At 58.1% G+C, this 23215-nt stretch carries 24 protein-coding genes and 1 pseudogene; 12 read left to right on the forward strand and 13 right to left on the reverse strand.

Annotated features, from left to right (window positions below):
* Positions 1-5 precede the first annotated feature (5 nt).
* The gene (gene grpE / locus AC0V6U_RS06340) at positions 6-596 is read right to left on the reverse strand and encodes a nucleotide exchange factor GrpE (protein WP_472645328.1); all 591 of its coding nucleotides are present in this window, start codon (positions 594-596) and stop codon (positions 6-8) included.
* Between the two features lie 17 nt (positions 597-613).
* Positions 614-1657, reverse strand: coding sequence for a heat-inducible transcriptional repressor HrcA (gene hrcA / locus AC0V6U_RS06345; protein ID WP_472645329.1), 1044 nt, complete (start codon positions 1655-1657; stop codon positions 614-616).
* A 111-nt stretch (positions 1658-1768) separates the two neighbouring features.
* Here hrcA and rph point away from each other — a divergent pair, with 111 nt between their 5' ends.
* Together rph and rdgB are read left to right on the forward strand one after the other, a co-directional pair.
* Positions 1769-2482 carry a ribonuclease PH gene (rph, locus tag AC0V6U_RS06350; RefSeq protein WP_472645330.1) on the forward strand — a complete coding sequence of 238 codons (714 nt, stop codon included), beginning with the start codon at positions 1769-1771 and terminating at the stop codon, positions 2480-2482.
* Positions 2479-3108 carry an RdgB/HAM1 family non-canonical purine NTP pyrophosphatase gene (gene rdgB / locus AC0V6U_RS06355; protein WP_472645331.1) on the forward strand — a complete coding sequence of 210 codons (630 nt, stop codon included), beginning with the start codon at positions 2479-2481 and terminating at the stop codon, positions 3106-3108. Before rph ends, rdgB begins: the two co-directional genes overlap by 4 nt.
* A 9-nt stretch (positions 3109-3117) precedes the next feature.
* Here the strand turns inward: rdgB and AC0V6U_RS06360 are convergent, their stop codons facing one another.
* Both AC0V6U_RS06360 and AC0V6U_RS06365 read right to left on the reverse strand, forming a co-directional pair.
* Positions 3118-3771, reverse strand: a complete 654-nt coding sequence (locus AC0V6U_RS06360) for a CAP family protein (RefSeq protein ID WP_472645332.1) — start codon at positions 3769-3771, stop codon at positions 3118-3120.
* Positions 3772-3802: 31 nt separating this feature from the next.
* On the reverse strand, positions 3803-4294 hold the full coding sequence (locus tag AC0V6U_RS06365) for a CAP domain-containing protein (protein WP_472645333.1): 492 nt from the start codon (positions 4292-4294) through the stop codon (positions 3803-3805).
* Between the two features lie 93 nt (positions 4295-4387).
* Here AC0V6U_RS06365 and hemW point away from each other — a divergent pair, with 93 nt between their 5' ends.
* The 3 genes from hemW to AC0V6U_RS06380 are packed head-to-tail and all read left to right on the forward strand — an operon-like array spanning position 4388 to position 6871.
* Positions 4388-5539, forward strand: coding sequence for a radical SAM family heme chaperone HemW (gene hemW, locus AC0V6U_RS06370; RefSeq protein ID WP_472645334.1), 1152 nt, complete (start codon positions 4388-4390; stop codon positions 5537-5539).
* Positions 5536-6438, forward strand: coding sequence for a tyrosine recombinase XerC (locus AC0V6U_RS06375; protein WP_472645335.1), 903 nt, complete (start codon positions 5536-5538; stop codon positions 6436-6438). Before hemW ends, AC0V6U_RS06375 begins: the two co-directional genes overlap by 4 nt.
* Before the next feature lie 49 nt (positions 6439-6487).
* On the forward strand, positions 6488-6871 hold the full coding sequence (locus AC0V6U_RS06380; RefSeq protein ID WP_486169405.1) for a hypothetical protein: 384 nt from the start codon (positions 6488-6490) through the stop codon (positions 6869-6871).
* A 216-nt stretch (positions 6872-7087) separates the two neighbouring features.
* Here the strand turns inward: AC0V6U_RS06380 and AC0V6U_RS06385 are convergent, their stop codons facing one another.
* The 4 genes from AC0V6U_RS06385 to rsmI form a co-directional block, all read right to left on the reverse strand.
* Complete coding sequence (locus AC0V6U_RS06385; RefSeq protein ID WP_472645337.1) at positions 7088-7600, reverse strand: hypothetical protein; 513 nt, start codon at positions 7598-7600, stop codon at positions 7088-7090.
* A gap of 85 nt (positions 7601-7685) precedes the next feature.
* Positions 7686-8642, reverse strand: coding sequence for a glutathione synthase (gene gshB, locus AC0V6U_RS06390; protein WP_472645338.1), 957 nt, complete (start codon positions 8640-8642; stop codon positions 7686-7688).
* A 28-nt stretch (positions 8643-8670) separates the two neighbouring features.
* On the reverse strand, positions 8671-9021 hold the full coding sequence (locus AC0V6U_RS06395; protein WP_472645339.1) for a YraN family protein: 351 nt from the start codon (positions 9019-9021) through the stop codon (positions 8671-8673).
* Positions 9018-9875 (reverse strand): 16S rRNA (cytidine(1402)-2'-O)-methyltransferase, encoded by an 858-nt coding sequence (gene rsmI / locus AC0V6U_RS06400; protein WP_472645340.1) that lies wholly within the window; start codon positions 9873-9875, stop codon positions 9018-9020. Before rsmI ends, AC0V6U_RS06395 begins: the two co-directional genes overlap by 4 nt.
* Before the next feature lie 37 nt (positions 9876-9912).
* Between rsmI and AC0V6U_RS06405 the strand changes: the two genes are divergently transcribed.
* The 3 genes and pseudogenes from AC0V6U_RS06405 (at position 9913) to AC0V6U_RS06415 (ending at position 13536) form a co-directional block, all read left to right on the forward strand.
* Complete coding sequence (locus AC0V6U_RS06405) at positions 9913-11076, forward strand: penicillin-binding protein activator (protein ID WP_472645341.1); 1164 nt, start codon at positions 9913-9915, stop codon at positions 11074-11076.
* Positions 11077-11134: 58 nt separating this feature from the next.
* Positions 11135-13127: pseudogene (gene parE / locus AC0V6U_RS06410) on the forward strand (DNA topoisomerase IV subunit B).
* The gene (locus AC0V6U_RS06415) at positions 13120-13536 is read left to right on the forward strand and encodes a hypothetical protein (RefSeq protein WP_472645342.1); all 417 of its coding nucleotides are present in this window, start codon (positions 13120-13122) and stop codon (positions 13534-13536) included. The pseudogene parE and the gene AC0V6U_RS06415 overlap by 8 nt, the downstream one beginning before the upstream one ends.
* On the opposite strand, the gene AC0V6U_RS06420 is transcribed toward AC0V6U_RS06415, so the two are convergent.
* Positions 13533-14753, reverse strand: coding sequence for a bifunctional alpha/beta hydrolase/OsmC family protein (locus AC0V6U_RS06420; RefSeq protein ID WP_472645343.1), 1221 nt, complete (start codon positions 14751-14753; stop codon positions 13533-13535). The two genes, AC0V6U_RS06415 and AC0V6U_RS06420, sit on opposite strands and share 4 nt — an antisense overlap.
* Before the next feature lie 100 nt (positions 14754-14853).
* Between AC0V6U_RS06420 and AC0V6U_RS06425 the strand changes: the two genes are divergently transcribed.
* Complete coding sequence (locus AC0V6U_RS06425; protein ID WP_472645344.1) at positions 14854-16143, forward strand: serine hydrolase; 1290 nt, start codon at positions 14854-14856, stop codon at positions 16141-16143.
* Between the two features lie 127 nt (positions 16144-16270).
* Positions 16271-17134: an AAA family ATPase gene (locus AC0V6U_RS06430; RefSeq protein WP_472645345.1), complete on the forward strand. Its 864-nt coding sequence runs from the start codon at positions 16271-16273 to the stop codon at positions 17132-17134.
* Positions 17135-17155: 21 nt separating this feature from the next.
* On the opposite strand, the gene AC0V6U_RS06435 is transcribed toward AC0V6U_RS06430, so the two are convergent.
* Positions 17156-18553 carry a methyl-accepting chemotaxis protein gene (locus AC0V6U_RS06435; protein WP_472645346.1) on the reverse strand — a complete coding sequence of 466 codons (1398 nt, stop codon included), beginning with the start codon at positions 18551-18553 and terminating at the stop codon, positions 17156-17158.
* Between the two features lie 161 nt (positions 18554-18714).
* Between AC0V6U_RS06435 and AC0V6U_RS06440 the strand changes: the two genes are divergently transcribed.
* Entirely contained in the window at positions 18715-19899 is a 1185-nt protein-coding gene (locus AC0V6U_RS06440) for a vWA domain-containing protein (protein WP_472645347.1), read from the forward strand.
* On the opposite strand, the gene AC0V6U_RS06445 is transcribed toward AC0V6U_RS06440, so the two are convergent.
* Together AC0V6U_RS06445 and AC0V6U_RS06450 are read right to left on the reverse strand one after the other, a co-directional pair.
* Positions 19785-20900: an aspartyl/asparaginyl beta-hydroxylase domain-containing protein gene (locus tag AC0V6U_RS06445; protein ID WP_472645348.1), complete on the reverse strand. Its 1116-nt coding sequence runs from the start codon at positions 20898-20900 to the stop codon at positions 19785-19787. The genes AC0V6U_RS06440 and AC0V6U_RS06445 overlap by 115 nt on opposite strands.
* Positions 20901-20926: 26 nt before the next feature.
* A complete protein-coding gene (locus tag AC0V6U_RS06450) occupies positions 20927-22132 on the reverse strand; it encodes an exo-beta-N-acetylmuramidase NamZ family protein (RefSeq protein ID WP_472645349.1) in 1206 nt (401 codons plus the stop codon).
* Positions 22133-22226: 94 nt separating this feature from the next.
* Between AC0V6U_RS06450 and AC0V6U_RS06455 the strand changes: the two genes are divergently transcribed.
* Positions 22227-22721 (forward strand): TspO/MBR family protein, encoded by a 495-nt coding sequence (locus AC0V6U_RS06455; RefSeq protein WP_472645350.1) that lies wholly within the window; start codon positions 22227-22229, stop codon positions 22719-22721.
* Here AC0V6U_RS06455 and AC0V6U_RS06460 read toward each other — a convergent pair.
* Positions 22718-23182 carry a DOMON domain-containing protein gene (locus AC0V6U_RS06460; protein ID WP_472645351.1) on the reverse strand — a complete coding sequence of 155 codons (465 nt, stop codon included), beginning with the start codon at positions 23180-23182 and terminating at the stop codon, positions 22718-22720. The genes AC0V6U_RS06455 and AC0V6U_RS06460 overlap by 4 nt on opposite strands.
* Positions 23183-23215: the final 33 nt, after the last annotated feature.

Consider the following 23215-nt stretch of genomic DNA (forward strand, 5'->3'; position numbering starts at 1 on the left):
GGTGATCAATCCGGCTTCTTAGCGACACCAACCATAGCTGGGCGCAGCAGGCGATCTTTGATCATCCAGCCTGCTTGCATTTCCTGAATGATCGTACCCGGCTCGTGCTCGTCGCTGGGCACTTCGAGCATAGCCTGGTGCTGGTTCGGATCGAGGGGTAGGCCAACCGCGGCCACGCGCTCAATGCCGTGGCTCTTAAAGACCTTTTCCAGCTCGCGCTGAGTGGCCTCAATACCGGTAACTAGGCCCTTCATCTTCTCATCTTCGCGCAGGCTCTCTGGAATAGCCTCAATCGCGCGGGAGAGATTGTCCGCCACGCTCAGCACATCACGCGCAAATCCGGTCGCGGCATAGGCGCGCGCATCGGCGACGTCTTTTTCCATCCGGCGGCGCACATTTTGCGTCTCTGCCTTGGCGTACAGCGTCTCTTGCTTGGATTCTTCCAGATCGCGGCGCAGCGATTCCAGCGCCTCGTTCAGATCATCCTCTTCGCCGTCTTCACCGTCCGGTGCATCCGCGTCTTCCAGAAATTCCTCTGGCACGCCCTTCAGTTCTGCTTCTGCCGCTTCGTCGTGCGGCTTATCGTTGTCGATCATCGTCGTCTTGTGTCCAATTATGCAATGAGTTTGCCCAAAGAACGGGCTGTTAAATCCACCATGGGGACCACGCGCGCGTAATTCAACCGCGTCGGCCCGATCACACCCAGAACTCCTACCACCCTTCCCTCGCGGTCGCGATAGGGCGAGGCGATGACGGAAGAGCCGGAAAGTCCGAACAAGCGGTTCTCGCTGCCGATGAAAATGCGCGTTGCCTCCGCCTCGCGCGCATTGTCGAGCAGAGCGGCAACCGATTGTTTGTTTTCGAGGTCATCGAGCAGCGAGCGAACTCGGTCGATATCCTCCATCGCCGCATCATCCAGCAGGTTGGACGCGCCGCGAACGATCAGCACAGGGCGTTCCTCTGTGTCCTCGCTCCACACGGCCAGCCCGCGCTCAACCAGATCCTTGCTCGCATCATCCAGCTGAGACTGGCCGGTTTTGATCTCTTGCCGCATCGCCGCGGCCGCATCGCTCAGCGTCCTGCCGGAAAGCCGCGCAGTAATGTAATTGGTTGCCGCCTCTAACGCGCTCGGTGAAACCGCGCCTCCAAGCTCAAGCACACGGTTTTCCACCCCGCCATCCTCGCCAACAAGAACGGCGAGCGCCCTGCCCTGGCCCAGATCAACGAGATTGAACTGCGCCAATTGCTGCTCCCGCGTGGGCACCATAACCATGCCCGCAGCGCCTGAAAGGTCGGAGAGCACAGAGCTTGCTTGCTCCAGCGCCTGTTCTACTGGGCCAGGCTCGCCAAGCCGCTGCTCAATCTGCGCGCGCTCTTCTGGTGTGGGTTCAGCGACCTGCATCATGCCGTCGACAAACAATCTCAGGCCGATTTCCGTCGGCAAGCGCCCTGCGCTGGTGTGCGGCGCGGCGAGCAGCCCAAGCCCCTCCAAATCCGCCAGCACAGAGCGGATGGAGGCTGGCGAGAGGTTCAGGCCGCTATCGCCCGACAGCGTTTTCGAACCAACGGGCTGGCCATTATCCATGTAGCCTTCCACCACGCGGCGGAAAATCTCGCGCGCCCGGTCCGTCATTTCTGAAATTGGTGGTGAGGCCATGCGTGCTATTTAGCGTGAAACTATCCCGAGCCAAGCCCGCCCGTGCCCTTGCCGCCACTCTTTTGTCCGGCCAAACCGTGCGCCAAGCGAGATCGAACATAGGAAAACATCATGCGACCATCTGGCCGCGCGCCCGACGAAATGCGCGCAATCACAATCGAAACCGGCTTCACCAAACATGCAGAGGGCTCTTGCCTGATCAGCTTTGGCGACACCCGCGTGCTGTGCACGGCCAGCGTCGAAGAACGCATTCCGCCATGGCTACGCGGCAAAGGCGAAGGCTGGGTCACTGGTGAATATTCGATGCTGCCACGCGCAACGCACACTCGCGGCTCTCGCGAGGCGGCACGCGGTAAACAATCGGGACGCACCCAAGAAATTCAGCGACTTATTGGGCGCTCTTTGCGCGCTGTGGTCGACCTTAAGAAGCTCGGCGAGCGGCAAATCACGTTGGATTGCGACGTGATTCAGGCCGATGGCGGCACGCGTACGGCCTCGATCTCGGGCGCATGGGTGGCCCTGCGCCTCGCGGTCAACGGCTTGATCGCTTCAGGCGACATCAAAGAAGACCCGATCACCGCGCAGGTCGCGGCGATTTCCTGCGGTATCTACAAGGGCACACCCGTGCTTGATCTCGATTACCCTGAAGACAGCGATGCGGATGCGGATGCAAACTTCGTGCTGATCTCTGGCGGCCAAATCGCTGAGGTTCAGGCGACCGCAGAAGGCGCAACCTATGACGAGGAAGGCCTGCTGCGCCTGCTGCGCCTCGCCAATATCGGCTGCGATGGTATTTTCGCGGAGCAGCTGAAGGCAGTGAAGTGACAACAAAACTTGGCTCCGGATCGCTGGTCATTGCGACCCATAATGCAGGCAAGTTGAACGAGATTTCGGCCCTGCTCGATCCTTATGGGATAAAGTGCATTTCCGCCGGGTCACTCGGCCTGCCGGAGCCGCCGGAGACGGGCAAAACCTTCGCTGATAACGCCATGATAAAGGCGCGGGCTGCCGCTGAAGCATCGGGATTGGCTGCCCTCTCCGATGATAGCGGTCTGTCTGTGGATGCGCTGGATGGACGGCCAGGCGTCTACACCGCCGATTGGGCAGAGCGACAATGGTTTGAAGGCGATCCTGGCCGCGATTGGTATATGGCGATGGGCAAGGTTGAGGGATTGCTGGCCCAGCACGGCGCAGATGTCGACCGCAGCGCGGCGTTCCATTGCGTGCTCGCCATTGCATGGCCCGATGGCCAGCATGTCGTCTATGAGGGCACATGCCCGGGCAGCCTAACTTGGCCCCCGCGCGGGGAAATGGGCTTTGGCTATGATCCCGTGTTTGTGCCGAATGGCCGGGACCAGACCTTTGCCGAGATCGATCCAGCGGAAAAGCACAGCATCAGCCACCGTGCAGACGCTTTTGCCAAGCTGGTTGCGGATCAATTCAGCGGCTGATCAGAGGGATCAGTAGGCGAATTGCCCCGAAACATTACCCGGCGGCGAGTAACGGCAGACGAGGTAGTCGCGGCCCGAACCGGTCGCTACCCCGCATCCAAGTTCCGTTGAGTTTGCCCAAATGATCTGGGTGTAGTGGCCGACATCGGTCCAATCACCCGTATTGCTCACATAGGGGAAGCGATCGTGGACGTAATACTGCTTTTCACTAATCCAACCATTCGCCATCACCTCGTAGGTGAATGCGCCCTCGGTACCCGCCCATAGGTTTTCGCCTTGGTTCGGGCGTGAGGCGCTGGTGCTGTGCTCAAACCGGCCCGTGCGGGCGAGTTCTTCAGCATAAGCAAGCGCTTGGCGGCTTAGATCATCGTCCAAAGTCATTGGCCCAACACCAACTTCCTGACGCGCGTCATTGTGCTCCGCCAGCATCACCCGAAGCATATCGTCCTGACGCGTCGTTTGCGTTCCGCCGGTTGGTGGCGGCGGAGGAGGAGGAGGCGGTGGCGGGGGAGGAGCAGGCGGCAGTGACGACGAGGTTCCGCCGGTTGCAGCCGTACTAGTGCTCGGCGAAGAGCCACTCTCGCCGCCTCCGCAACCAGACGCGACGAGGATGATCGCGACCGGCGCGACCATTTTGCTGCATGTTTTCGACATCTTTGACATTAATCGACCTTCCCCAAAGCGCTCGCGGCGCTCAACCCACCTTGCGGCCATATGTGTTTCCTGCGGGCCAATAGCGGCACACCAGGAATTCATTGCCTCTGCCATGCGCAATCGCGCAGCCGACTTCGCGCGTCTCAGCCCAGACCATTTGGGTGTAATGACCGACGTCCGCCCAATTCCCGGTGCGTGAGACATTCGGGAAAGTGCCAGACCTAAAGTGCCGCTTTTCTTCGGCAAAGAAGTTGATCATCGCGCTCAGGCTGAAATAGCCTGCAGTGCCCATCCAGAGGTTTTCGCCCCGCCCTCTGCGCTGATCCAGCGAGGCGTGCTGCATCACGCCCCTGCGCGCGAGCTGATTGGCCCAATCCTGAGCCTCATTGGCGAGCTGCGGAGACCAAGATAGCCTCTGAACACCGAATTCGGTGCGCTCTACGTTGTGGGCGTGTAGCAATTCGCTGGCAAAGCGGTCCGCCTGTGGGGCGGTATTATGGCGTTCCTGCGCGAGCGCACTGGGCGCGCTCACACTCGCAAGCAGGGCCAGGCATCCGAAAGTTTTCGCGCTGAATCGCATGGCCGCACCTTGACTTAAAGCCTTTAACAAAGGCTGAAAGAAGCGATGGCGCGTGCTCTTTACATCCACTGGCCCTTCTGCGCGAAGAAATGCCCTTATTGCGATTTCAACTCGCATGTCCGCGCCAGCGTGGACGTCCAGCTGTGGCAGACTGCTTTGCTCGCCGATATGCGGTTTGAGGCGAAATTGGCGGGCGGAGAGCCGCTGACATCGATCTTTTTTGGCGGAGGTACACCTTCGCTGATGCCGCCTGAGCTGGTTGCGGCGCTGCTCGCAGAAGCGAAGCAATTGTGGGGATTTGCGCCTGATATCGAGATCACACTGGAGGCCAACCCGTCCTCGGTCGAAGCGAGCAATTTTGCGGCGCTAGCCAACGCGGGGATCAACCGCGTTTCTCTGGGCGTTCAATCACTTGAGGATGAAAGTTTGCAATGGCTCGGGCGCTTACATGGGGCGGATGAAGCCCTCGCCGCGCTGACCACTGCGCAGAAGCATTTTGAGCGGGTCAGCTTGGATCTGATCTACGCCCTGCCCAATCACAATCCAGAATTGTGGGAGGCGCAGCTCACCCGCGCACTGTCGCTCAGCACCACGCATCTCTCGCTCTATCAGCTCACAATTGAGCCCGGCACACGCTTTGCCAGCGATGTAAGGCGCGGGATCTTTGCGCCGCTGAATGACGATGCTGCGGCAGAGCTTTTTACCATCACGCAAGAACTGACCGGCAAAGCTGGACTGCCCGCGTATGAAATCAGCAATCACGCGCGGCCCGGCGAGGAAAGCCGCCATAACCTCACCTATTGGCGCTATCAGGATTATTGTGGGATTGGCCCCGGCGCGCATGGTCGGCGCGGCGGAATAGCGACGACGCGGCATAAAAAGCCGGAAAATTTCCTTCGCGCGGTCAGTGATCAAGGGCACGGTATAGCGGAGAAACAGGCGCTTCGTCCCAGAGATCAAGCCGCAGAAGCGCTGCTGATGGGTCTGCGCCTGATCGAGGGGATCGACCTTAGCGCAACGTCAGCGCGCTTCGAGCTGAACGAAGCGCAATTGATTGACCCGCGCGGATTGGCCCGCAATTGCGACCTTGGCTTGATGTGGCGGCGCGATGACACAATCGGCGTGACGCCGGCCGGCCTGCCATTGCTCGACGCCCTGCTTGGCGAAGTGGTGGCCGACAGTCTGGTGGACGCGTGAGCCTGCACGATCTTCTGTCGGAGTGGCGCGATCATCTGGCCGAGGGACGGCGGCGCAGCCCGCACACCGTGCGCGCCTATTGCTCCGCGGCGGAGCGACTGCTTAAGGCCCGCGATCTGACGGATTGGAATGGTGTTGCTGGGTTGGAGGCGCATGACCTGCGCGCCCATCTCGCCGCGCGACGCAATGATGGCCTCTCCAACGCCAGCACCGCGCGCGAGCTATCCGCGCTCAAAGCGTTCATCACCTTCGCCCGGGCGCAGACCGGCGATCCCGATCCCTCCGCACCGCGCCTGCGCGGCCCGCGCACCAAGAAGGGTCTTCCCCGCCCCGTTACCCCCGACGAAGCGGTCAATATCGCCGACCTTGTCGCCGGAATGCCGGACGAAGACTGGATCGGGGCGCGCGACCGCGCGGTTCTGCTGCTGATTTATGGATCGGGCCTGCGCATCGCAGAGGCCCTGTCGCTCAAATGGTCCGATGCGGAGCTGGGCGAGACCCTTCAGGTCACCGGCAAGGGCGGAAAACAGCGAATTGTCCCGATCCTGCCGGTCACGCGGGATGCAGTGGCGCGCTATGCGGAGCTTTGCCCGTGGAAGGCTGAGCCAAGCGAAGCGCTGTTCCGAGGGGCAAAGGGCGGCCTGCTGTCCCCCGGCATGGTGCAAAAAGCGATGGCAAACGCCCGCCGCGCGCTGGGCCTTCCTGACACAGCGACCCCGCACGCCCTGCGCCACAGCTTTGCGACTCATCTGTTGGGAGCGGGCGCTGATTTAAGGTCTTTGCAAGAGTTGTTGGGGCATGCATCACTCGGCTCAACCCAGATTTACACCCAAGTAGACGCGGCGCGAATGCTAGAAAATTACCGCGCTGCGCACCCGCGCGCCTGGAAAAAGAGATAAACGATGGCAGGGGAGAGAAATCATGAGATTGGATTTGGTAGCCATATTCGTGGTTGTTTCGGGCGGAGTGGCATTCGCGTATTACAGTGGGGTGTTTGGCGGCTCTCACACAAGTGAGGGTTATGAACGCGGCAACTATTACGCAAAGTGCGACACTGACTATTTGCAAAGCGCGCCCTATCTGAGTTTCAGCGCCTCATCCAATCAATGCGAGTGTTTTGACGACAAACTTCAAAAGTTAACGCCATCGCAGCAAGCCGCAGCATACAAGTCTCTTGAAGACCGCCTGACCCTCGCATTCATGGGCAAGGCAGGCGCTAAGGTTGAGGGTTCAAATGTGACTTACAACGACAGCGCGCTCGGCGAAGTGAGTGCAAATGTCAAAATTGAGACCAGCGGCAAAGCCATCATGGCTCAATGCAACATGTTCTAGCTCACCCGCCCCTCAATCGCGTCCCAGATCAGGTGGTTTTCTGGGAGCGGGGGCGGGTTTCAGAAGCCTGCAGCAACTGTTTGGCCTGCTACACAAGGCTCAATGCAGATTGAGGCTAATGTTGATCCTGAAACGATGCAGGAGAATTATCGTTCGGCGCATCCCAGAGAGCGAAAATCCGCGAAGAAGAACTAACTGAATTTGGGGTGAAAGCGGTCATGGAATGGGCCTCATTCCAAAATAGTCGAAACCGACCGCATTTGAAATGCACGGCCCCAACATTCTCGCGTCTCGCGAGCCAGCATGGCGATAAATTGAATAGCAATACTCACGAGCATCAAGCCAAACTTCAGGGTGATGATAGATTACAAACTCTGGGGTGGACGGACCAAATTCGTGGTCGCCGATTTTGAGGCCATTAGCGCGAATTTTCTCAGCGTAGGTTTCGGCTCGACGCGCCTTAACAATGGACATATCTTGCCAATCAAAACAGCGCTGACGGTCCCGCGCATCGTCATATTGTTCAAAACAGAATGCATATGCCCTGTCGCGTCGCTCGCTGAGTTTTTCTCTTTCATTGCGCTTCACAATCCCGAAGGACGAAGTGCTTCCCATGAAGGATGATTCCTGGGCCTCTGCTATTGGGTAGGTCTCCTTATGATCTGCACTACTACAACTTCCAGTCACCACAGCACCCAAGGACACAACAAACGAAAGAACCTTATTCATCGCGAGAACATGTCAGGGGTCAAACCAAAATGCAAAGAAACTGGTTCACCAAACCTAGCGTCCGAAGGTGGTTCGATAGCGGACATCAAAGCCCCGCGTGGCGCCCCTCAATAGCATCCCAAATCATTCCAGCCGTATCGGTGCCATTAAACGCATCGATAGCCACAATGCCCGTCGGCGAAGTCACGTTAATCTCAGTCAGCCATTTGCCGCCGATCACATCGATTCCGACGAATGTCAGGCCCAGCCGCTTAAGCTCTGGCCCCATCGCATCGCAGATCTCTTGCTCGCGCTCGGTCAGGCCGGTTTTCTCTGCGCTGCCGCCCATGGCCAGGTTAGAACGAAACTCACCCTCGCCCGGTATCCGGTTGATTGCGCCCGCAACTTCGCCATCGACCAGCACGATACGCTTGTCTCCCTCTGCCACCTCAGGGAGGAATGGCTGGACCATATGCGGCTCTGGCCAGGTCTGGTTGAAGACCTCAAACAGAGCGGTGAGATTGTCGCCATCGGCTGGCACGCGGAAGATCGCTTTGCCGCCATTGCCGTGGATGGGCTTCACGACCACGGCCCCATGCTCAGCCATAAAGCGCTTCACCTCGTCTGGGGAGCGCGTGATGAGGGTCGGCGGCATAAACCGGCGGTAATCGAGCACCATCACCTTTTCAGGTGAATTGCGAACATTCGCAGGATCATTGACCACCAATGTCTCTTTGCCAATCCGCTCAAGCAGGTGGGTCGCCGTGATATAGCCCATGTGAAATGGCGGATCCTGACGCATCAGGATAACGTCGATGTCTTTGCCCAGATCCAGCCGCTCAGCTGCGCCTTTGGTAAAGTGATCGCCCTCAACCCGCTGCACCGTGACCGGTGCGCATTCGGCAAACAGGCGGTCGTTCGCATCCAGCGTCAGGCTCTCAACATGATACTCATAGATCGAGTGCCCGCGTTCTTGCGCGGCCAGCATCAGCGCAAAACTGGAATCGCCCTTAATGTTGATGTTTTCAATAGGGTCCATCTGAACCGCGATGCGAAGACTCATCAATAATCCTTTCAAGGCTGGTGCCAGTCTAAGGCATCCAAGCGTTGGTGATGTGGCGAGGCATGCTGCCCGGTGCAAGGAGGATAACGTCAATTCGCATATCATCGCCTTCGCGCAGGTATTCATGGGCGACGCATTCGGCGGCGGCGGCAACGCGGGTTAGACGCCTTTCATCAATCGCGTAGTCGAGATCAGCCTTCTTCTTGCGCCATTTCACCTCCGTAAAGGCGACAAGCGCACCCTTGCGAGCAATGAGGTCAATCTCGCCGCGCGGCGTCTTCACCCTTTGAGCAAGGACCTGCCAGCCCTTCAGGCGCAGCCACATGGCCGCCCTCAATTCGCCATCGCGGCCGCTCTTTTCCGCGTTCTGACGCTTCATTGCGCCTTGAGCTCCACCGCGCGGGTATAGAGCGTCTTGCGGTCCAGTCCGCTGGCCTTGGATACTTGTCCCGCTGCCTTGCTAGGGCTCATCGTTTCCAGCGCTTCTCTCAGCAGCTCATCCGGATCACCGACTGGCGCATCCCCTGATGGAGGGCCGATGAGCAGCACGATCTCACCCTTCGGCGGATGTTCAGTGTAATGAGCCGCAAGCTCTAACGCTGTCCCCACTCTGCATTCCTCATGCAGCTTGGTCAGCTCTCGGGCGACAGCGACCTGCCGATCCGGCATGTCTGCGGCGATGGCATCAAGGCTTTTGACCAGTCGCGGCCCGGTTTCGTAGAAAATCAGCGTTGTGTTTACCGCGCCGAGCTCTTGCAGCACTTCCCCGCGCGCCTTTTGCTTCACGGGTAGAAACCCTGCGAACAGGAAGCGGTCATTGGGAAGGCCTGCCAGCGTCAGCCCTGCAATGGCCGCGCAAGCACCGGGCAGCGTAGTAACCGCTACACCTGCATCTCTCGCATCCCGCACCAACCGAAAGCCCGGGTCAGAAACCAGCGGCGTGCCCGCATCGCTCACCAGCGCCACTGAGCCAGCTCGCGCCGCATCAATAAGCTCGCGCCTTGCCCCCTCCTCACTGTGGTCATCATAGCGCCGCATCCGTTTCGAAATGCTAAGATGCGACAGCAATTTGCCCGTCACACGCGTATCCTCGCAGGCGATCACATCGCAGCGTTGCAAAATGTCGACAGCACGGAGCGTTATATCGCCGAGATTGCCAATCGGAGTTGCTACAATGTAGAGGCCCTGCTCAAGTGATTTGGATACAGGCGATGAAGAGTGCGGGTCAGTCACCAAAGCTCTTTGGAACAGCCAACAGGGGTCGGCAAGTATGAAGCGTAATTGGTTTAATCGGCGCACTCTGGTGATTGCGGGCGCTGCCGCTGTGCTCGGCGGGTGTCAGGTGATCCCCAAGACGGGACCAACCACCACCACTGATCCCGGCCCATCGACGGAGCCTAGCGCGACTGCTCTGCCTACTGACGCGACCCGCCATCGGATTGCTCTGCTCGTCCCGATGTCGGGTAGCACGGGCGCCGTTGGGCAATCGCTGGCGAATGCCACCACCATGGCATTGCTCGATACCAATGCGAACAATCTGCGCATCACAACCTATGACACCTCGCAAGGGGCAGGCGCGGCCGCTCGCAGAGCCATCGCCGACGGCAACCGTCTGATCCTCGGACCATTGATGTCAGAAAACGTGTCTGCAGTTCAGGCACAGGCGCGCCCAGCGGGTGTGACGACGATCTCATTCTCGAACGACACCAGTGTTGCGAGCCCGGATGTGTTCGTGATGGGACACATTCCAGAGCAATCAATCCGCCGCAGCGTCCGCTATGCCCGCAATCAAGGTGCAACGCGCTTTGCCGCGCTATTGTCCAACAGTGACTACGGCGATCGCTCTTTGGGCGCGCTCAGCAATGCTCTGCGTGATTTCGGCGGATCGCTGACCACAACTCAGCGCTACTCGCGCGGAAACACCTCCATCGTCAGTGCAGCCCAGCGGCTGCGCGATGCTGGCGGCTATGACACGGTGCTGCTTGGCGAAGGCGCGCGGCTATCGGTTCAGGCTGCTGGCGAGCTCAAGAAAGAAAACGGTGTAAACTCCCGCATCCTCGGCACAGAGCTGTGGAGCGGCGAAACTGCCCTCACCCGCTCCAGCGCAATGCGCGGCGCATTGTTCTCTGCAGTGTCTGATGGACGGTATAAGCGCTTTACCGAAAGCTATGAGGGCCGCTTTGGCTCGCAGCCCTACCGGATTTCAACCTTGGGGTATGATGCTGTCCTGCTCACTCTCAGAGTGGCGCGGGATTGGCGCGTTGGCAGCCAGTTCCCTCAACGACAGCTGCGTGATCGCGGCGGTTTCCTCGGGCTGGACGGCCCATTCCGCTTCCAACGCAACGGCGTAGTGGAACGCTCAATGGAAGTGCGCGAAGTGCGCGGCAACAGCGTCGTAATCGTCGATGAGGCACCCAAACGTTTCGAGGACTGAGCAAAACGTAGAGCTACCTGCTTGTTAGCGGCTCTCTGCCGGGCCTATAGCCCTAAGCATGTCTGATGATCTGTTTGAAGGTACTCCGTCATCGAGCGGTGATTACGATTCCTCATCGATTGAGGTGCTCGAAGGGCTGGAGCCGGTGCGCCGCCGACCTGGGATGTACATTGGCGGCACGGATGACCGCGCGCTGCATCACCTTGCCGCCGAAGTGCTCGACAACTCGATGGACGAAGCCGTTGCAGGCCATGCCAACCGGATCGAAGTGCGTCTGGAGGAAGGCAATCGCCTTACCATCGGCGATAATGGCCGGGGCATCCCGGTTGATGAGCATCCAAAGTTCCCGGGCAAATCCACGCTTGAGGTAATCCTTTCCACGCTTCACTCGGGCGGCAAGTTCTCTGGCAAGGCCTATGCCACCAGCGGCGGTCTGCACGGTGTGGGCGTCAGCGTCGTCAACGCTCTGTCATCACACACCCGGGTTGAGGTTGCGCGCGACAAGCAATTGTTCGCGCAGGAATTCTCCAAAGGGCAAACGCTTGGCAAGATCGAAAACCTTGGCGCAACACCCAATCGGCGCGGAACTCAGGTCAGCTTCACGCCCGATGAAGAGATATTTGGCGACCGCAAGTTTAAGCCGCACCGGCTGTTCAAGCTCGCCCGCTCAAAGGCCTATCTGTTCGCCGGCTGTTGAAATCCGCTGGAAATGCGCGCCTAGCCTCGCCTCAGAAGACGTGCCTGAAGAGGCCACGTTCAAATTCCCTGGCGGTCTCGCCGATCATCTTGCGGAGCAAGTCGGAGCGCGCGAATGCGTCACCGCGCAGGCCTTTACCGGCAATCAGGACTTTCCCGAGGATGACAGCGGCACCTCGCAAGGACGCGTCGAATGGGCCATCGCATGGCCGCTCTATTCCGACGGATCGACCAGCTGGTACTGTAACACCGTGCCTACCCCCGATGGCGGAACGCACGAGCAAGGCCTTAGGGCGGCCCTAACCAAGGGCCTGCGCGCCTTTGGTGAGCTCACCGGCACGAAGAAGGCCAAAGACATCAGCGCCGATGACGTGATGACCGGCGGTGAGGTGATGCTCAGCGTCTTTATCCGCGACCCTTCGTTTCAGTCGCAGACAAAGGATCGCCTGACCTCACCGGAGGCGGCGCGCTTTGTTGAGAACGCGGTGCGCGATCACTTCGACCATTTCCTCACCGACAATATGGATCGGGGCAAGGCCCTGCTCGGCGAGGTTATGGAGCGCATGGATGAACGCCTGCGCCGCAAGCAAGAGCGCGAGATCAAGCGCAAGACCGCGACCAATGCCAAGAAGCTCCGCCTACCCGGCAAGCTCACCGATTGTTCCGGCGAAGGCGACAAAGAAACCGAGCTGTTCATCGTTGAGGGCGATTCGGCTGGCGGCAGCGCCAAACAAGCGCGCAATCGCAAGACGCAAGCGATCCTGCCGATCCGCGGTAAGATCCTGAATGTGGCCTCGGCAACCGCTGAAAAAATCCGCGCCAATCAGGAAATCGCCGACCTCTCACTCGCGCTGGGATGCGGCACCCGCAAAGACTGCGACGCTGAAAACCTTCGCTATGACCGCGTGATTATCATGACCGATGCGGACGTTGATGGCGCGCATATCGCGACCCTGCTGATGACGTTCTTCTTCCAAGAGATGTCGGACATCGTAAAAAAGGGCCACCTGTTCCTGGCCAAGCCGCCGCTTTATAAGCTGACCGCTGGTAAAGAGAGCCGCTACGCCAATGATGATGCGCACCGCGCGCAGCTGGAAGAGACGGTTTTCAAAGGCAAAAAGGTCGAGGTTGGCCGGTTTAAGGGCCTCGGCGAGATGAACCCGCAGCAGCTACGCGAAACCACTATGGATCCAGACTCCCGCAGCCTGATCCGCATCACCTTGCCGCAAGAGTTTGAAGATCGCGCGGCGGTGAAGGAAGTCGTTGATCAATTGATGGGCCGCAATCCAGAGCACCGCTTCAATTTCATCCAAAACCGCGCCGGAGAGGTCGACCGCGAGGCGATTGATGCCTGATCCGGCGGACAAGGACGAGAATAGCCTCAAACGGCAATCGCGGCACCTACCCAATGGCCGTGAAATTGATGATGCCGACACGGTTTATTTTGATCGGCGCTTGGCGAGGAAAGACTGCCTACTACCCGATTGGGACATACCAGATACTGCCTACCGCCCAGTACCAATCGTGTGGTTCACCGGCGCAATGCTACTGCAGTTGTTATCATTGGCAATTATCGCGACCGCTTTGTCTTCCAAAGATCCGCTGTTCACGATTGTTTGCTGCTCGGTGTCATCCTTCGCAATTGGCTATTGGACTTGGGAGCGCGGGATGAAAGACGCTGGAACGGCTTGGAAAATCAGTACATTCCTGATGCTAGTGATACAATTCGCGTTCCTTTATGCGGTTGTCTCTATCGGGACCTAACCCGCCATTTCAGTATGAATATGCAGATGCCCCTCTAGGGTGCGGTGCACCGGGCATTTGTCGGCAATCGCGATAATCCGCGCGCGCTGATCATCAGTCAGGTCATCGCCCAAAACTGTGATCGAGCGATTGAGCGCCTGAATTTGAGCGCCTTCGCCCTCCTCCTCGCAATGATCGCAATCGCTCGCATGATCCCGCTCATGGGTCACATGCACTTGGTAACCCTCTACTGGCCAGCCTTTGCGGTCTGCATACATCTTCATGGTCATGACGGTACAAGTACCCAGCGCAGCGTTGAGCAAGTCATATGGCGTCGGGCCAGTGTCATCACCGCCATAACTGCGCGGTTCATCGGCCACGAAACGGTGACTGGTGGTGAACACCTCGCTTCCAAACTTACCGTGGCCAGATTTCACTAAAACGCCAGCCTCAGGCAGCTGAGTCTCACCGCAGCTCTTGAGGTATCTTTTTGCCCATGAAGCGATCGCTACAGCGGCATATTCAGCATCCTCGGCCTTGGTCAGCAGGTGATCAGCATCGTCCAGGCTGATGAAGCTCTTTGGGTGAAAAGCGGCCTGAAACAGAGCCGCCGCGTGCTCTACGCCGACGATTGTATCGGTTGGTGAGTGCAGCGCGAGGTAAGGCAGCCTTAGCTCCTTCACAAGATCGAGCAATTTGACCGATTCCGTTCGCTCAAGGAACTCCCGGCTGACCGAAAAGCTCTGTCCGCCAATTGTCACCGGCCCCTCGCCTTCGGTGCGGATCGCCTCATGATCGCCTTTGATGATGTGCAGCACATGCGGAACGTCCGAAGGCGCGCCGATAGTGGCGACAGCCGCGACATTCTCAGCGCCCAGCTCGTGCGCTGCGGCCAGCACCGCTGCTCCGCCTAGGCTATGCCCGATCATCAGCAGCGGTGCGTCAAAGCGCGACCGCAGAGCACCAGCGACCGAGACCAGATCGGCAATGTCCGTCGCAAACCCGGCGCGGCCAAACTCGCCTTCGCTTCCGCCAAGCCCGGTGAAATCGAACCGCAGCGTCGCGATGCCCTGGGCCGCCAGAGCGCGGGCGACACTGATCGCGGCACGGCTCTGCTTGGTGCAGGTGAAGCAATGCGCAAAGACCGCAGCGCCTCTGACCAGACCCGTGGGCATTTCAAGCGCCCCATCCAGGCTATGTCCGGCGGTTGTCGTGATCGAAAAAGTCTCTGTCGGCATTGCGGGCCCTCCTATGGGTGATGCTTCTAGAGCTATTAGCGCGCCTGCGCCATTTGGTTACGCCTTGCAGCAGGCCTCCGCGCGATGCACTATGCTTCCCATGCTTAAAAACCTCGCGCTCGCCTTCTCGCTTATGCTCGTCCCTAGCTCCATATTGGCGCAGGATGCCCCCGCCAGCGAGACGACAGTCTCCGAGCCGCTGAAGACCCGCGCGCAGGATGTCGTCGCCCTTTTGAAAGAGGAGAAAGCGCCAGAGGACGTGTTCGGGCCGCAATTCCTTGCCTCAGTGCCTCCAGCGCAGTTCAATGCAGTAACCCAGCAGCTGACCTCGCAATTTGGCGCAGCCATCGGGGTTGAAAGCATTGAGTCAACTGGTGAGTTCACCGCAAACATCGCGATCCGATTTGAAAAGGCGATTGGACAAGGCACATTGGCGCTGAGTGCAACAGAGCCGCACAAAATCGAAGGCCTGCTGCTGCGCCAATTTGATGCAATCGATGACAGTCTCGCGAAGATCGAAGCCGATCTCGCTGCACTACCAGGCAAAGTTGGCGTTTATTATGGCCCTATCAGCGGCGATGCCCCTGTCCTATCAATCAATCCAGAACGACAATTCGCCATTGGCTCGACGTTCAAACTATACGTCTTGGCAGCTCTCGCAGAGGACGTCGCGGCGGGAAAGCGCAGTTGGAATGAGGTAATCCCCCTTAGTCAAAGGAGTTTACCCAGCGGCATGATGCAAGACTGGCCGCAAGGCGCTCCGGTGACCTTACACACTCTAGCCAGCATGATGATCTCGATCAGCGATAACACCGCGACTGACGAGTTGATCAACGCGCTCGGGCGGGACCGCATTGCCAAGCTGGTCGCGGAAAGCGGGCACAGCGATCTGAGCAAAGCCAATCCGTTTTTGACCACAAGGGAGCTCTTCACCCTCAAAGGCGGCGCGCCAGAAACCCTGGAGGCGTACCGCACGGAAACGGACGCCCAGCGCAAATTAAAGATGCTGAGCGAGCTCGATAGCGCGTCTGTCAGCGCCAATGACGTGAACTCGGCTTTCGCGGGTGGTCCTGTCGCGATCGATGTCGAGTGGTTCGCGAGCGCCAATGATCTGCGAAAACTGTTCCTGCACATGAATGAAGTCGCCGACGACAATGCGTTTGCGATCATGGGCATCAACCCCTCTGTCCAGTCCAGCGTGCGCGACGACTGGGAGTATATTGGCTATAAGGGCGGATCAGAGCCCGGCGTCCTCTACCTCACATGGCTGCTCACCGATCAGTCAGGCAACCAGCATATTCTCGTCTTGAGCTGGAACAATCCGGACGCCGCGCTCGATAACACAGCGTTGGAACTGATCGCGCAGCGCATCCTTGCCCTGCCCCGCTGAAGTCACCGCCCAGCACAGCCTTCCAATTTGAACGCGAGCTTACGTAGCGTCACCCTTGCCACCCGAACGGATCGACCTTAACGCTCGCATCAAGTTCAGTTGCCATTTGAGATTTACAGGAAAACCCATGACCGACACGACGCAGCAGCGCTTTGAAGGCACCAATGATTACATCGCCACCGATGATTTGAAAGTCGCGGTGGATGCTGCGGTAACCCTGCGCCGCCCGTTGCTGGTCAAAGGCGAACCGGGCACAGGCAAAACCGTGCTGGCGCACGAAATTGCGAAAGCGATTGGCGCGCCGCTCATCGAGTGGAACGTCAAATCGACCACCAAGGCGCAGCAAGGTCTGTATGAATATGATGCGGTTGCACGTCTTCGCGATGGTCAGCTGGGCGAGGAACGCGTCCACGACATCCGCAATTACATCAAGAAGGGCAAGCTGTGGGAAGCCTTCACCTCTGAGCAGCTGCCTGTTCTGCTGATCGACGAGATTGATAAGGCCGACATCGAATTTCCAAACGATCTCTTGCAAGAGCTCGATCGGATGAGCTTTGATGTCTATGAAACGCAAGAGCGCGTGGCCGCCAAAGAGCGCCCGATTGTGGTCATCACCTCGAACAATGAGAAGGAATTGCCAGACGCATTCCTGCGCCGCTGTTTCTTCCACTACATCAAGTTTCCAGACCGCGACACGATGCAGTCGATCATCGACGTGCATTATCCCGGCATCCAAAAGACTTTGGTCAAAAAGGCGATGGATATCTTCTATGAGCTGCGCGAAGTTCCAGGCCTGAAGAAAAAGCCATCAACCAGCGAGCTGCTTGATTGGCTGAAGCTTCTAATGAACGAAGATATGCCGCTGGAAACGCTGCAGGACGCCAATCCGAACAGCGCCATTCCGCCACTGCACGGCGCGCTGCTCAAGAACGAGCAAGACGTGATGATGTTTGAACGTCTGGCCTTTATGGCGCGTCGCAACCCGACTTAGTCGAGCTGCGCGGATTGAACCTTACAGTTCGTACGCCATTTCAAAATCGCCCCAACGGCGGCCATTGATAACCAGCGGAATGTAGACGTTGCGCACAATACGATAGGTTTTACCGTCCCCCTCCTGGCGGTAAATCGCCATCATGTAGGGCGCGTTGCTGGCTTTCGCTTTGTGGTCGATCGCCTCCATGATCTTGCGACCATTGCGGCAATATTTGGTATCATGCGCAAGCTCGCCGGTTGGCTTGCGTGACCATGCGGTGATATGGGTTGGCAGGAAGCCATTCATATCAGCCTGAGAACACATGATCACCGCGCCAGGCTCATCATAGAGCGTGTCGTTGATTGGACGCCAATTGGCATCGGCCCAATCACTGAAGGCGGTGCGGAACAATTGCGGGTTTGTGCCCGGTACTTCTTTGTAATTCTGGTCAAACAGCTGATCCATGGTCAGCTCACCAGATTCGATTGCCTGCTCGGCCAATCCAAGAATCCTCTTGGCGACACCCTGTGCCTTTTCGACCATTGAGCTGTCGACTGGGCTCATTCCCGATTGCACGATCCGGTCGAACATTTCGCTCGCCGTGAGCTCCAATTCGCCCATGCGCTCATGCGCGCCTTCAAGCTGCTTTTCATTGCCGCGTGCCGCGAGGTCATAGCGCTCAAGCACGTCCTGAACCGATGAGACGTGACCGCTGATGGTCCCGGTCGAACGCGCAATAACATCGTTCTGCTTATCGACTTCTTCGACCAATTCGCCAACGCTGCTGATCGTGGTTTCGATCCGCGAAACAGAGGCTTTCGCTTCGTCGCTGGCCAGTGAGCCTTCTTCGATCTGCCCAATAACCACGCTGGCCTCCGCGCCTAGCGTATCGATAGTTTTCGAGATTTCTTCGGTGGCTTTGCGTGTGTCGTTGGCGAGGCTTTTGACTTCGCCCGCCACAACCGCAAATGTGCGGCCAGCCTCGCCAGCTCGCATTGCTTCAATCGTAGCGTTCAACGCCAGAATATTAGTGGTTTCAGCAATCTGATCAATATCTTGCGCGCTGCGCCTCACTTGATCCATCGCCGCCGCAAAACCCGTTACGTGCTGGCCAAGGGTGTCCACCAATTCAAGCACCGCGTTAATCTGACCCAAGGACGAACGGATCAACGAAGTGCCCTCGCCCAATCGCTCAATCGCGCGCTCTGAAAGCAGGCGGGCTTCGTCACTCGCCTCTGACACTTTCGCTTGGTCGGCCTCCAACGCGCTCACAGTGCCGCGCAGGGCCTCGTGCTCTTCACGCAGGGCTTCAGACGAACGGATTACTTCCGCTACAACACCCGCAACGTCGGTGCAGCCAACGGTAACCGCCGCGCAGCTCTCTGGAATGGCGTTAAGCGACGCTGCATTTGTCTTATCAATTTCAATAGGCTTCATAGCCGCCGGGTCCCCGATCTTCTGTCCCGAACACCCGTAACCAGTGATGGTTAGCGAAGACTTAAGGAGGCGGAGAAAGTGGCTCAATTTGCCGGCGGCCGCGCTCATGGTCCTGCATTCAGGACTAGCGCTAGCGCACCACTGCAGTTAGAGCTTCGGCCATGTTTTTCAATTTCGTCGACGAACTTCGTGAAGCCGGGATTTCGGCCAGTTTCAAAGAGCACCTCACTCTGTTGGAGGCGCTCGACAAAGATGTGATCGAGCAGACGCCTGAGGCATTCTACTACCTCAGCCGGGCGACTTTCGTGAAAGACGAGGGGTTGATCGATCGCTTTGATCAGGTGTTCAACAAGGTCTTCAAAGGCATTCTGTCCGATTACGGCCAAAACCCGGTCGATATTCCCGAAGACTGGCTGAAGGCCGTGGCAGAGAAGTTTCTCAGCGAAGAAGAAATGGAGAAGATCAAATCCCTGGGCGATTGGGACGAGATTATGGACACGCTGAAAAAGCGCCTTGAGGAGCAGGAAAAACGCCACGAAGGCGGCAATAAGTGGATTGGAACCGGTGGGACATCACCGTTCGGCCACGGAGGCTATAACCCGGAAGGCGTTCGGATCGGCGGCGAGAGCAAGCACAAGCGCGCGATCAAAGTCTGGGAAAAGCGCGAGTTTCAGAACCTCGACAACACCAAAGAGCTAGGCACGCGCAACATCAAGATGGCGCTGCGCCGCCTGCGCCGCTTTGCCCGCGAAGGCGTGGCTGATGAGCTCGATCTGGATGCGACCATCGATGGCACCGCTAAGCAGGGCTGGCTCGACATTCACATGCGTCCCGAACGGCACAATGCGGTGAAACTGCTGCTGTTCCTCGATGTTGGCGGGTCGATGGATCCCTTCATCAAGCTTTGCGAAGAGCTGTTCAGCGCAGCCTCTTCAGAGTTCAAGAACCTCGAATTCTTCTACTTTCACAATTGTCTTTACGAAGGCGTGTGGAAAGACAATTCGCGGCGCTGGCAGGAACGCACGAAGACCTGGGATGTGCTGCACAAATTCGGCCATGATTACAAAGTGATCTTTGTGGGTGATGCGGCAATGAGCCCGTATGAAATCACCCACGCCGGCGGCAGCGTCGAGCATATGAACGAAGAAGCCGGCGCGATCTGGATGAACCGGGTGACCAACACCTATCCAGCGACCGTCTGGCTGAACCCAGTGCCCGAAAAGCAGTGGAGCTATTCACAATCCACCAAAATGCTGAAGCAATTGGTCAATGACCGGATGTACCCGCTGACGTTGGATGGCCTGGACGATGCGACGCGGGAGCTTTCAAGGAAGCAGGGACATTGATCGGCACGTTCGATTAGTACAGAATCAACCGCCTCAAACATTGCGTTGAGTTGTTCACGCTCCACCAATTCAAGCTCTGGGCGCCAAACATCAAAAATTAGCACTAGTCTATCAGTATCAGCGCGATTGTAGGCTTCGTGTTCGACGCTGTCGTCAAACATCATGAGCTGGCCTTCGCGCCACTCTTGTGAGGTCGAACCAACCCGCAATGCCCCATTGCCGGGCACTATCAAAGGCAAGTGGCAAACATAACGGACGTTGATCATGCCAGTGTGCGGCGGGATCGTTTCGCCTGCCCGAAGCAACGAAAACATCGGCGTCGGCGCGCGATTGGCAATTCGACACAGTGGAAGCTCCTTAAGCGCCGCGTGAGTTACCGGGCACGATGCCGTTTGCTTCGGGTCAAATACGCCTTTGTTCGCAAGTTCAAAACTTGACCAACCTGCGTTCCCAAGCATTCCATGAACATCGCCCTGTGGTCGATCTTTGGCCGATTGCACATAAGCATCAAACGCCTGATTATTCTGCAATATCACTTCGGCTTCGCGCTTAATAGCATCGGTCTGAGCCTCCAACGCCTCCGCCCATTCAAACTGCTCACGCGAGGCAAACTCGCAATAGCTCATATCGGCATAGAAAAATGACATCGGAATTTGCGGGTACGCTCTAGTCTCCGCGGGCCGTTCGGCTTTGCCAAACATCATGGCGAGCGACTTGGCGAAACGTGGGTGCCAATCTGATTGCTCAAACCCCGCCTCGGCCAGGCTTGTAACAATGTGGTCCATGTAGCGCTGGTGAAGCCATTCGATGGTCGTCGCGATCTGCATTGCAAGCCATCCTGAGCCACGTCCAGCCTGGTTCAAGGCTTGCTGAGCCGCGCGATAATAGGCGGAGGCAGCACGGTGATCCTCAGCCAGTAATCGGTGATCAGCCTTACATGCCAACGCATCGGGGTTCTGCCGATTGGACGCCAGCTGTGCGTCTGCGGCGGCTTCAGACATTGTGGGGCTTGGCGAAGGATGGTCACTCATTGGTAGAGCAAATGCTCCCTAACGGTCAGCACCCACGCTGCCTCGTCGTTTGACGCCAGCGCGTCGAGATCGCTTGGCCGCGCGGCTGCATCGTCGACCCATTCGCGCAAAGATGGTCCGCCATTGATCACATCAATCGCCAGCACATCATTGGTGTACTCATATTTGAAGTCCGTCCCGCGCCACAATTCATAGTCGGGATAAAGGCTGCGGATCGCTTTGAAAGCCAGTGCCTGAAGACGCCACGGCTTAAACATATCATGATCGTAATGCGGGCCTTCTGCATGGATCATCAGAGCGTTACACAGCTTTCCTGTATGCTTGTGAAAGGTCGGCTCGAACCAACAATCGCGCAGAGCGCAGCCCTGAACCCAATCAGGTTGGAGGCCATGCATCTCTGCCAGCACAGCCTTTGCATCAATGTCTGGCGCGCCGAATAAGACCTCCAGCGGCCGCGTGGTCCCGCGGCCTTCTGACACAGTGGCGCCTTCGATCATCACTGTGCCCGCATAGGCGCGGGCCATGTTCACATTGGCGGCATTGGGCGAAGGGTTGATCCAGATCCGGGACGTGGGCCAGCCATGCCCCTCACCGCTTGGCTCCCAGCCCTCCATGGCGACCACGCGGTAATCCACATCAAGGCCAAAGTGCGCAATGAACCAGTGCCCCATCTCGCCGAGCGTCAGGCCATGCCGCATCGGCATAGGCGCGGCTCCGACGAAGCTTTCGTGGCCGGGCACTAGCAGGGTGCCCTCAACCGGTCGGCCAGCGGGGTTGGGGCGATCCAGCACCCAGACCTCTTTGCCCCCTTCGCCCGCTTCTTCCAGTAGGTAGAGCAGCGTCGTCACAAAGGTGTAGATCCGGCACCCAAGATCCTGAAGATCAAACAAAAAGACATCGGCGCTCGACATCATTTGACCGGTCGGACGGCGCACTTCGCCATAGAGCGAGAACACGGGAATGCCGTATTGCGGATCGGTCTCGTCCGCCGTCTCCACCATATTGTCCTGCTTATCGCCTTTTAGCCCATGCTGCGGACCAAACGCGCTCGTGACGTTCACCCCGGCGGCGATCAGCGCGTCGAGCGAATGGGTTAGGTCAGCGGTGACACTGGCCGGGTGCGCGACCAATGCAACGCGTTTGCCCTCCAGGGCGCTGAGCAATTGCTTGTCTGCCAACAGGCGATCAATTCCAAACTTCATGGGCACGGATTTGCGGCAGGCGCGCGGCAAAGGCAACTCGCTTTTGCACATAGATTTTGTGCGCTTTGATCAATTGTGGTTATAGCAGCGGCTTATGGACTGGACCCTCGCTATTATCGCGGCCCTTTGGGCGATCATTCTCGGCGGAGCGGGCGGCCTGCTGACCGAAATTGGCGAGTGGTATCGCGAGCTTAACAAGCCAAGCTGGCAGCCACCGGATTGGTTGTTTGGTCCAGCATGGACGATCATCCTCGGCCTGTCCGCCTGGAGCCTGTATCTCGCGTGGGCTAACGCGCCCTCGCCCGCTGATCAGCGAGTTATCGCAGGGCTGTTTGGAATGAACTTCGCGCTGCACCTTGCTTGGTCGCCGCTGTTTTTCAAAGCGAAACGGCCCGATTGGGCTCTTTTTGAAAACGCCTTTCTGTGGCTTTCGGTGCTTTCGCTGGTGCTGGTTTTGCCGAATTACTCCGCGCTCGCAGGCTGGCTGAATGCGCCATATCTTACATGGGTGACCTTCGCGGCGTTCCTCAATTGGAAGATCGTGCAGCTCAACCGCCCCTTTGGCGATGGTGCCGCGCAGGAAAGCTAACGCTCGACCACCAATTGCAGGCAGGCTTCGCTGTGAAACTCCGGCTTTCCCGGTGGGAATGCGAGCGCCCAATATTGGATCGCTCCGTCATTGTGCTCAACAATTGCGTTGAGCGCGACCTGCGCAGGACTGGGCAAGTCGGCGGCTATGCTGGCCCTTAGCACCAGCTCATTGTCACTATACGAGCATGATACGGCAATCGCATCCACCGGAGCATCACAAGCGCCCTCGCGAAAGTCATCAAAATCATAGGCCGCCCAACGTGAAGAGGGCGAGAGGTTGAACTCCCGGTAGAATGTTCCGCCAATCGGCTGCCAGAAAATCTCAAAGCAGGTGGTCTTCCACAGGAAGTCTTTGCGCTCTGGCCCGGCGTGCTGAGGCACTTTGATCCCGCCAATCGCCCCGTCAAAGCGAAACTCCGCATCACAGCCTACCGCCGTGGGCGCAATCTGCGCTGTCACCGCGTTAATGGGCCCAAGATCGCATGTCCGATG

The organism is Erythrobacter sp. W36 (assembly GCF_057364935.1).

Coding starts and splice junctions, on each gene's coding strand:
- AC0V6U_RS06415 (WP_472645342.1), top strand. CDS start 13,120: ATGCCTGATCCGGCGGACAAGGACGAGAATAGCCTCAAACGGCAATCG.
- AC0V6U_RS06405 (WP_472645341.1), top strand. CDS start 9,913: ATGAAGCGTAATTGGTTTAATCGGCGCACTCTGGTGATTGCGGGCGCT.
- rph (WP_472645330.1), top strand. CDS start 1,769: ATGCGACCATCTGGCCGCGCGCCCGACGAAATGCGCGCAATCACAATC.
- AC0V6U_RS06435 (WP_472645346.1), bottom strand. CDS start 18,553: ATGAAGCCTATTGAAATTGATAAGACAAATGCAGCGTCGCTTAACGCC.
- hrcA (WP_472645329.1), bottom strand. CDS start 1,657: ATGGCCTCACCACCAATTTCAGAAATGACGGACCGGGCGCGCGAGATT.
- AC0V6U_RS06430 (WP_472645345.1), top strand. CDS start 16,271: ATGACCGACACGACGCAGCAGCGCTTTGAAGGCACCAATGATTACATC.
- grpE (WP_472645328.1), bottom strand. CDS start 596: ATGATCGACAACGATAAGCCGCACGACGAAGCGGCAGAAGCAGAACTG.
- AC0V6U_RS06445 (WP_472645348.1), bottom strand. CDS start 20,900: ATGTCTGAAGCCGCCGCAGACGCACAGCTGGCGTCCAATCGGCAGAAC.
- AC0V6U_RS06440 (WP_472645347.1), top strand. CDS start 18,715: ATGTTTTTCAATTTCGTCGACGAACTTCGTGAAGCCGGGATTTCGGCC.
- AC0V6U_RS06450 (WP_472645349.1), bottom strand. CDS start 22,132: ATGAAGTTTGGAATTGATCGCCTGTTGGCAGACAAGCAATTGCTCAGC.
- gshB (WP_472645338.1), bottom strand. CDS start 8,642: ATGAGTCTTCGCATCGCGGTTCAGATGGACCCTATTGAAAACATCAAC.
- AC0V6U_RS06420 (WP_472645343.1), bottom strand. CDS start 14,753: ATGCCGACAGAGACTTTTTCGATCACGACAACCGCCGGACATAGCCTG.
- AC0V6U_RS06360 (WP_472645332.1), bottom strand. CDS start 3,771: ATGTCAAAGATGTCGAAAACATGCAGCAAAATGGTCGCGCCGGTCGCG.
- AC0V6U_RS06385 (WP_472645337.1), bottom strand. CDS start 7,600: ATGAATAAGGTTCTTTCGTTTGTTGTGTCCTTGGGTGCTGTGGTGACT.
- hemW (WP_472645334.1), top strand. CDS start 4,388: ATGGCGCGTGCTCTTTACATCCACTGGCCCTTCTGCGCGAAGAAATGC.
- AC0V6U_RS06395 (WP_472645339.1), bottom strand. CDS start 9,021: ATGAAGCGTCAGAACGCGGAAAAGAGCGGCCGCGATGGCGAATTGAGG.
- AC0V6U_RS06425 (WP_472645344.1), top strand. CDS start 14,854: ATGCTTAAAAACCTCGCGCTCGCCTTCTCGCTTATGCTCGTCCCTAGC.
- AC0V6U_RS06455 (WP_472645350.1), top strand. CDS start 22,227: ATGGACTGGACCCTCGCTATTATCGCGGCCCTTTGGGCGATCATTCTC.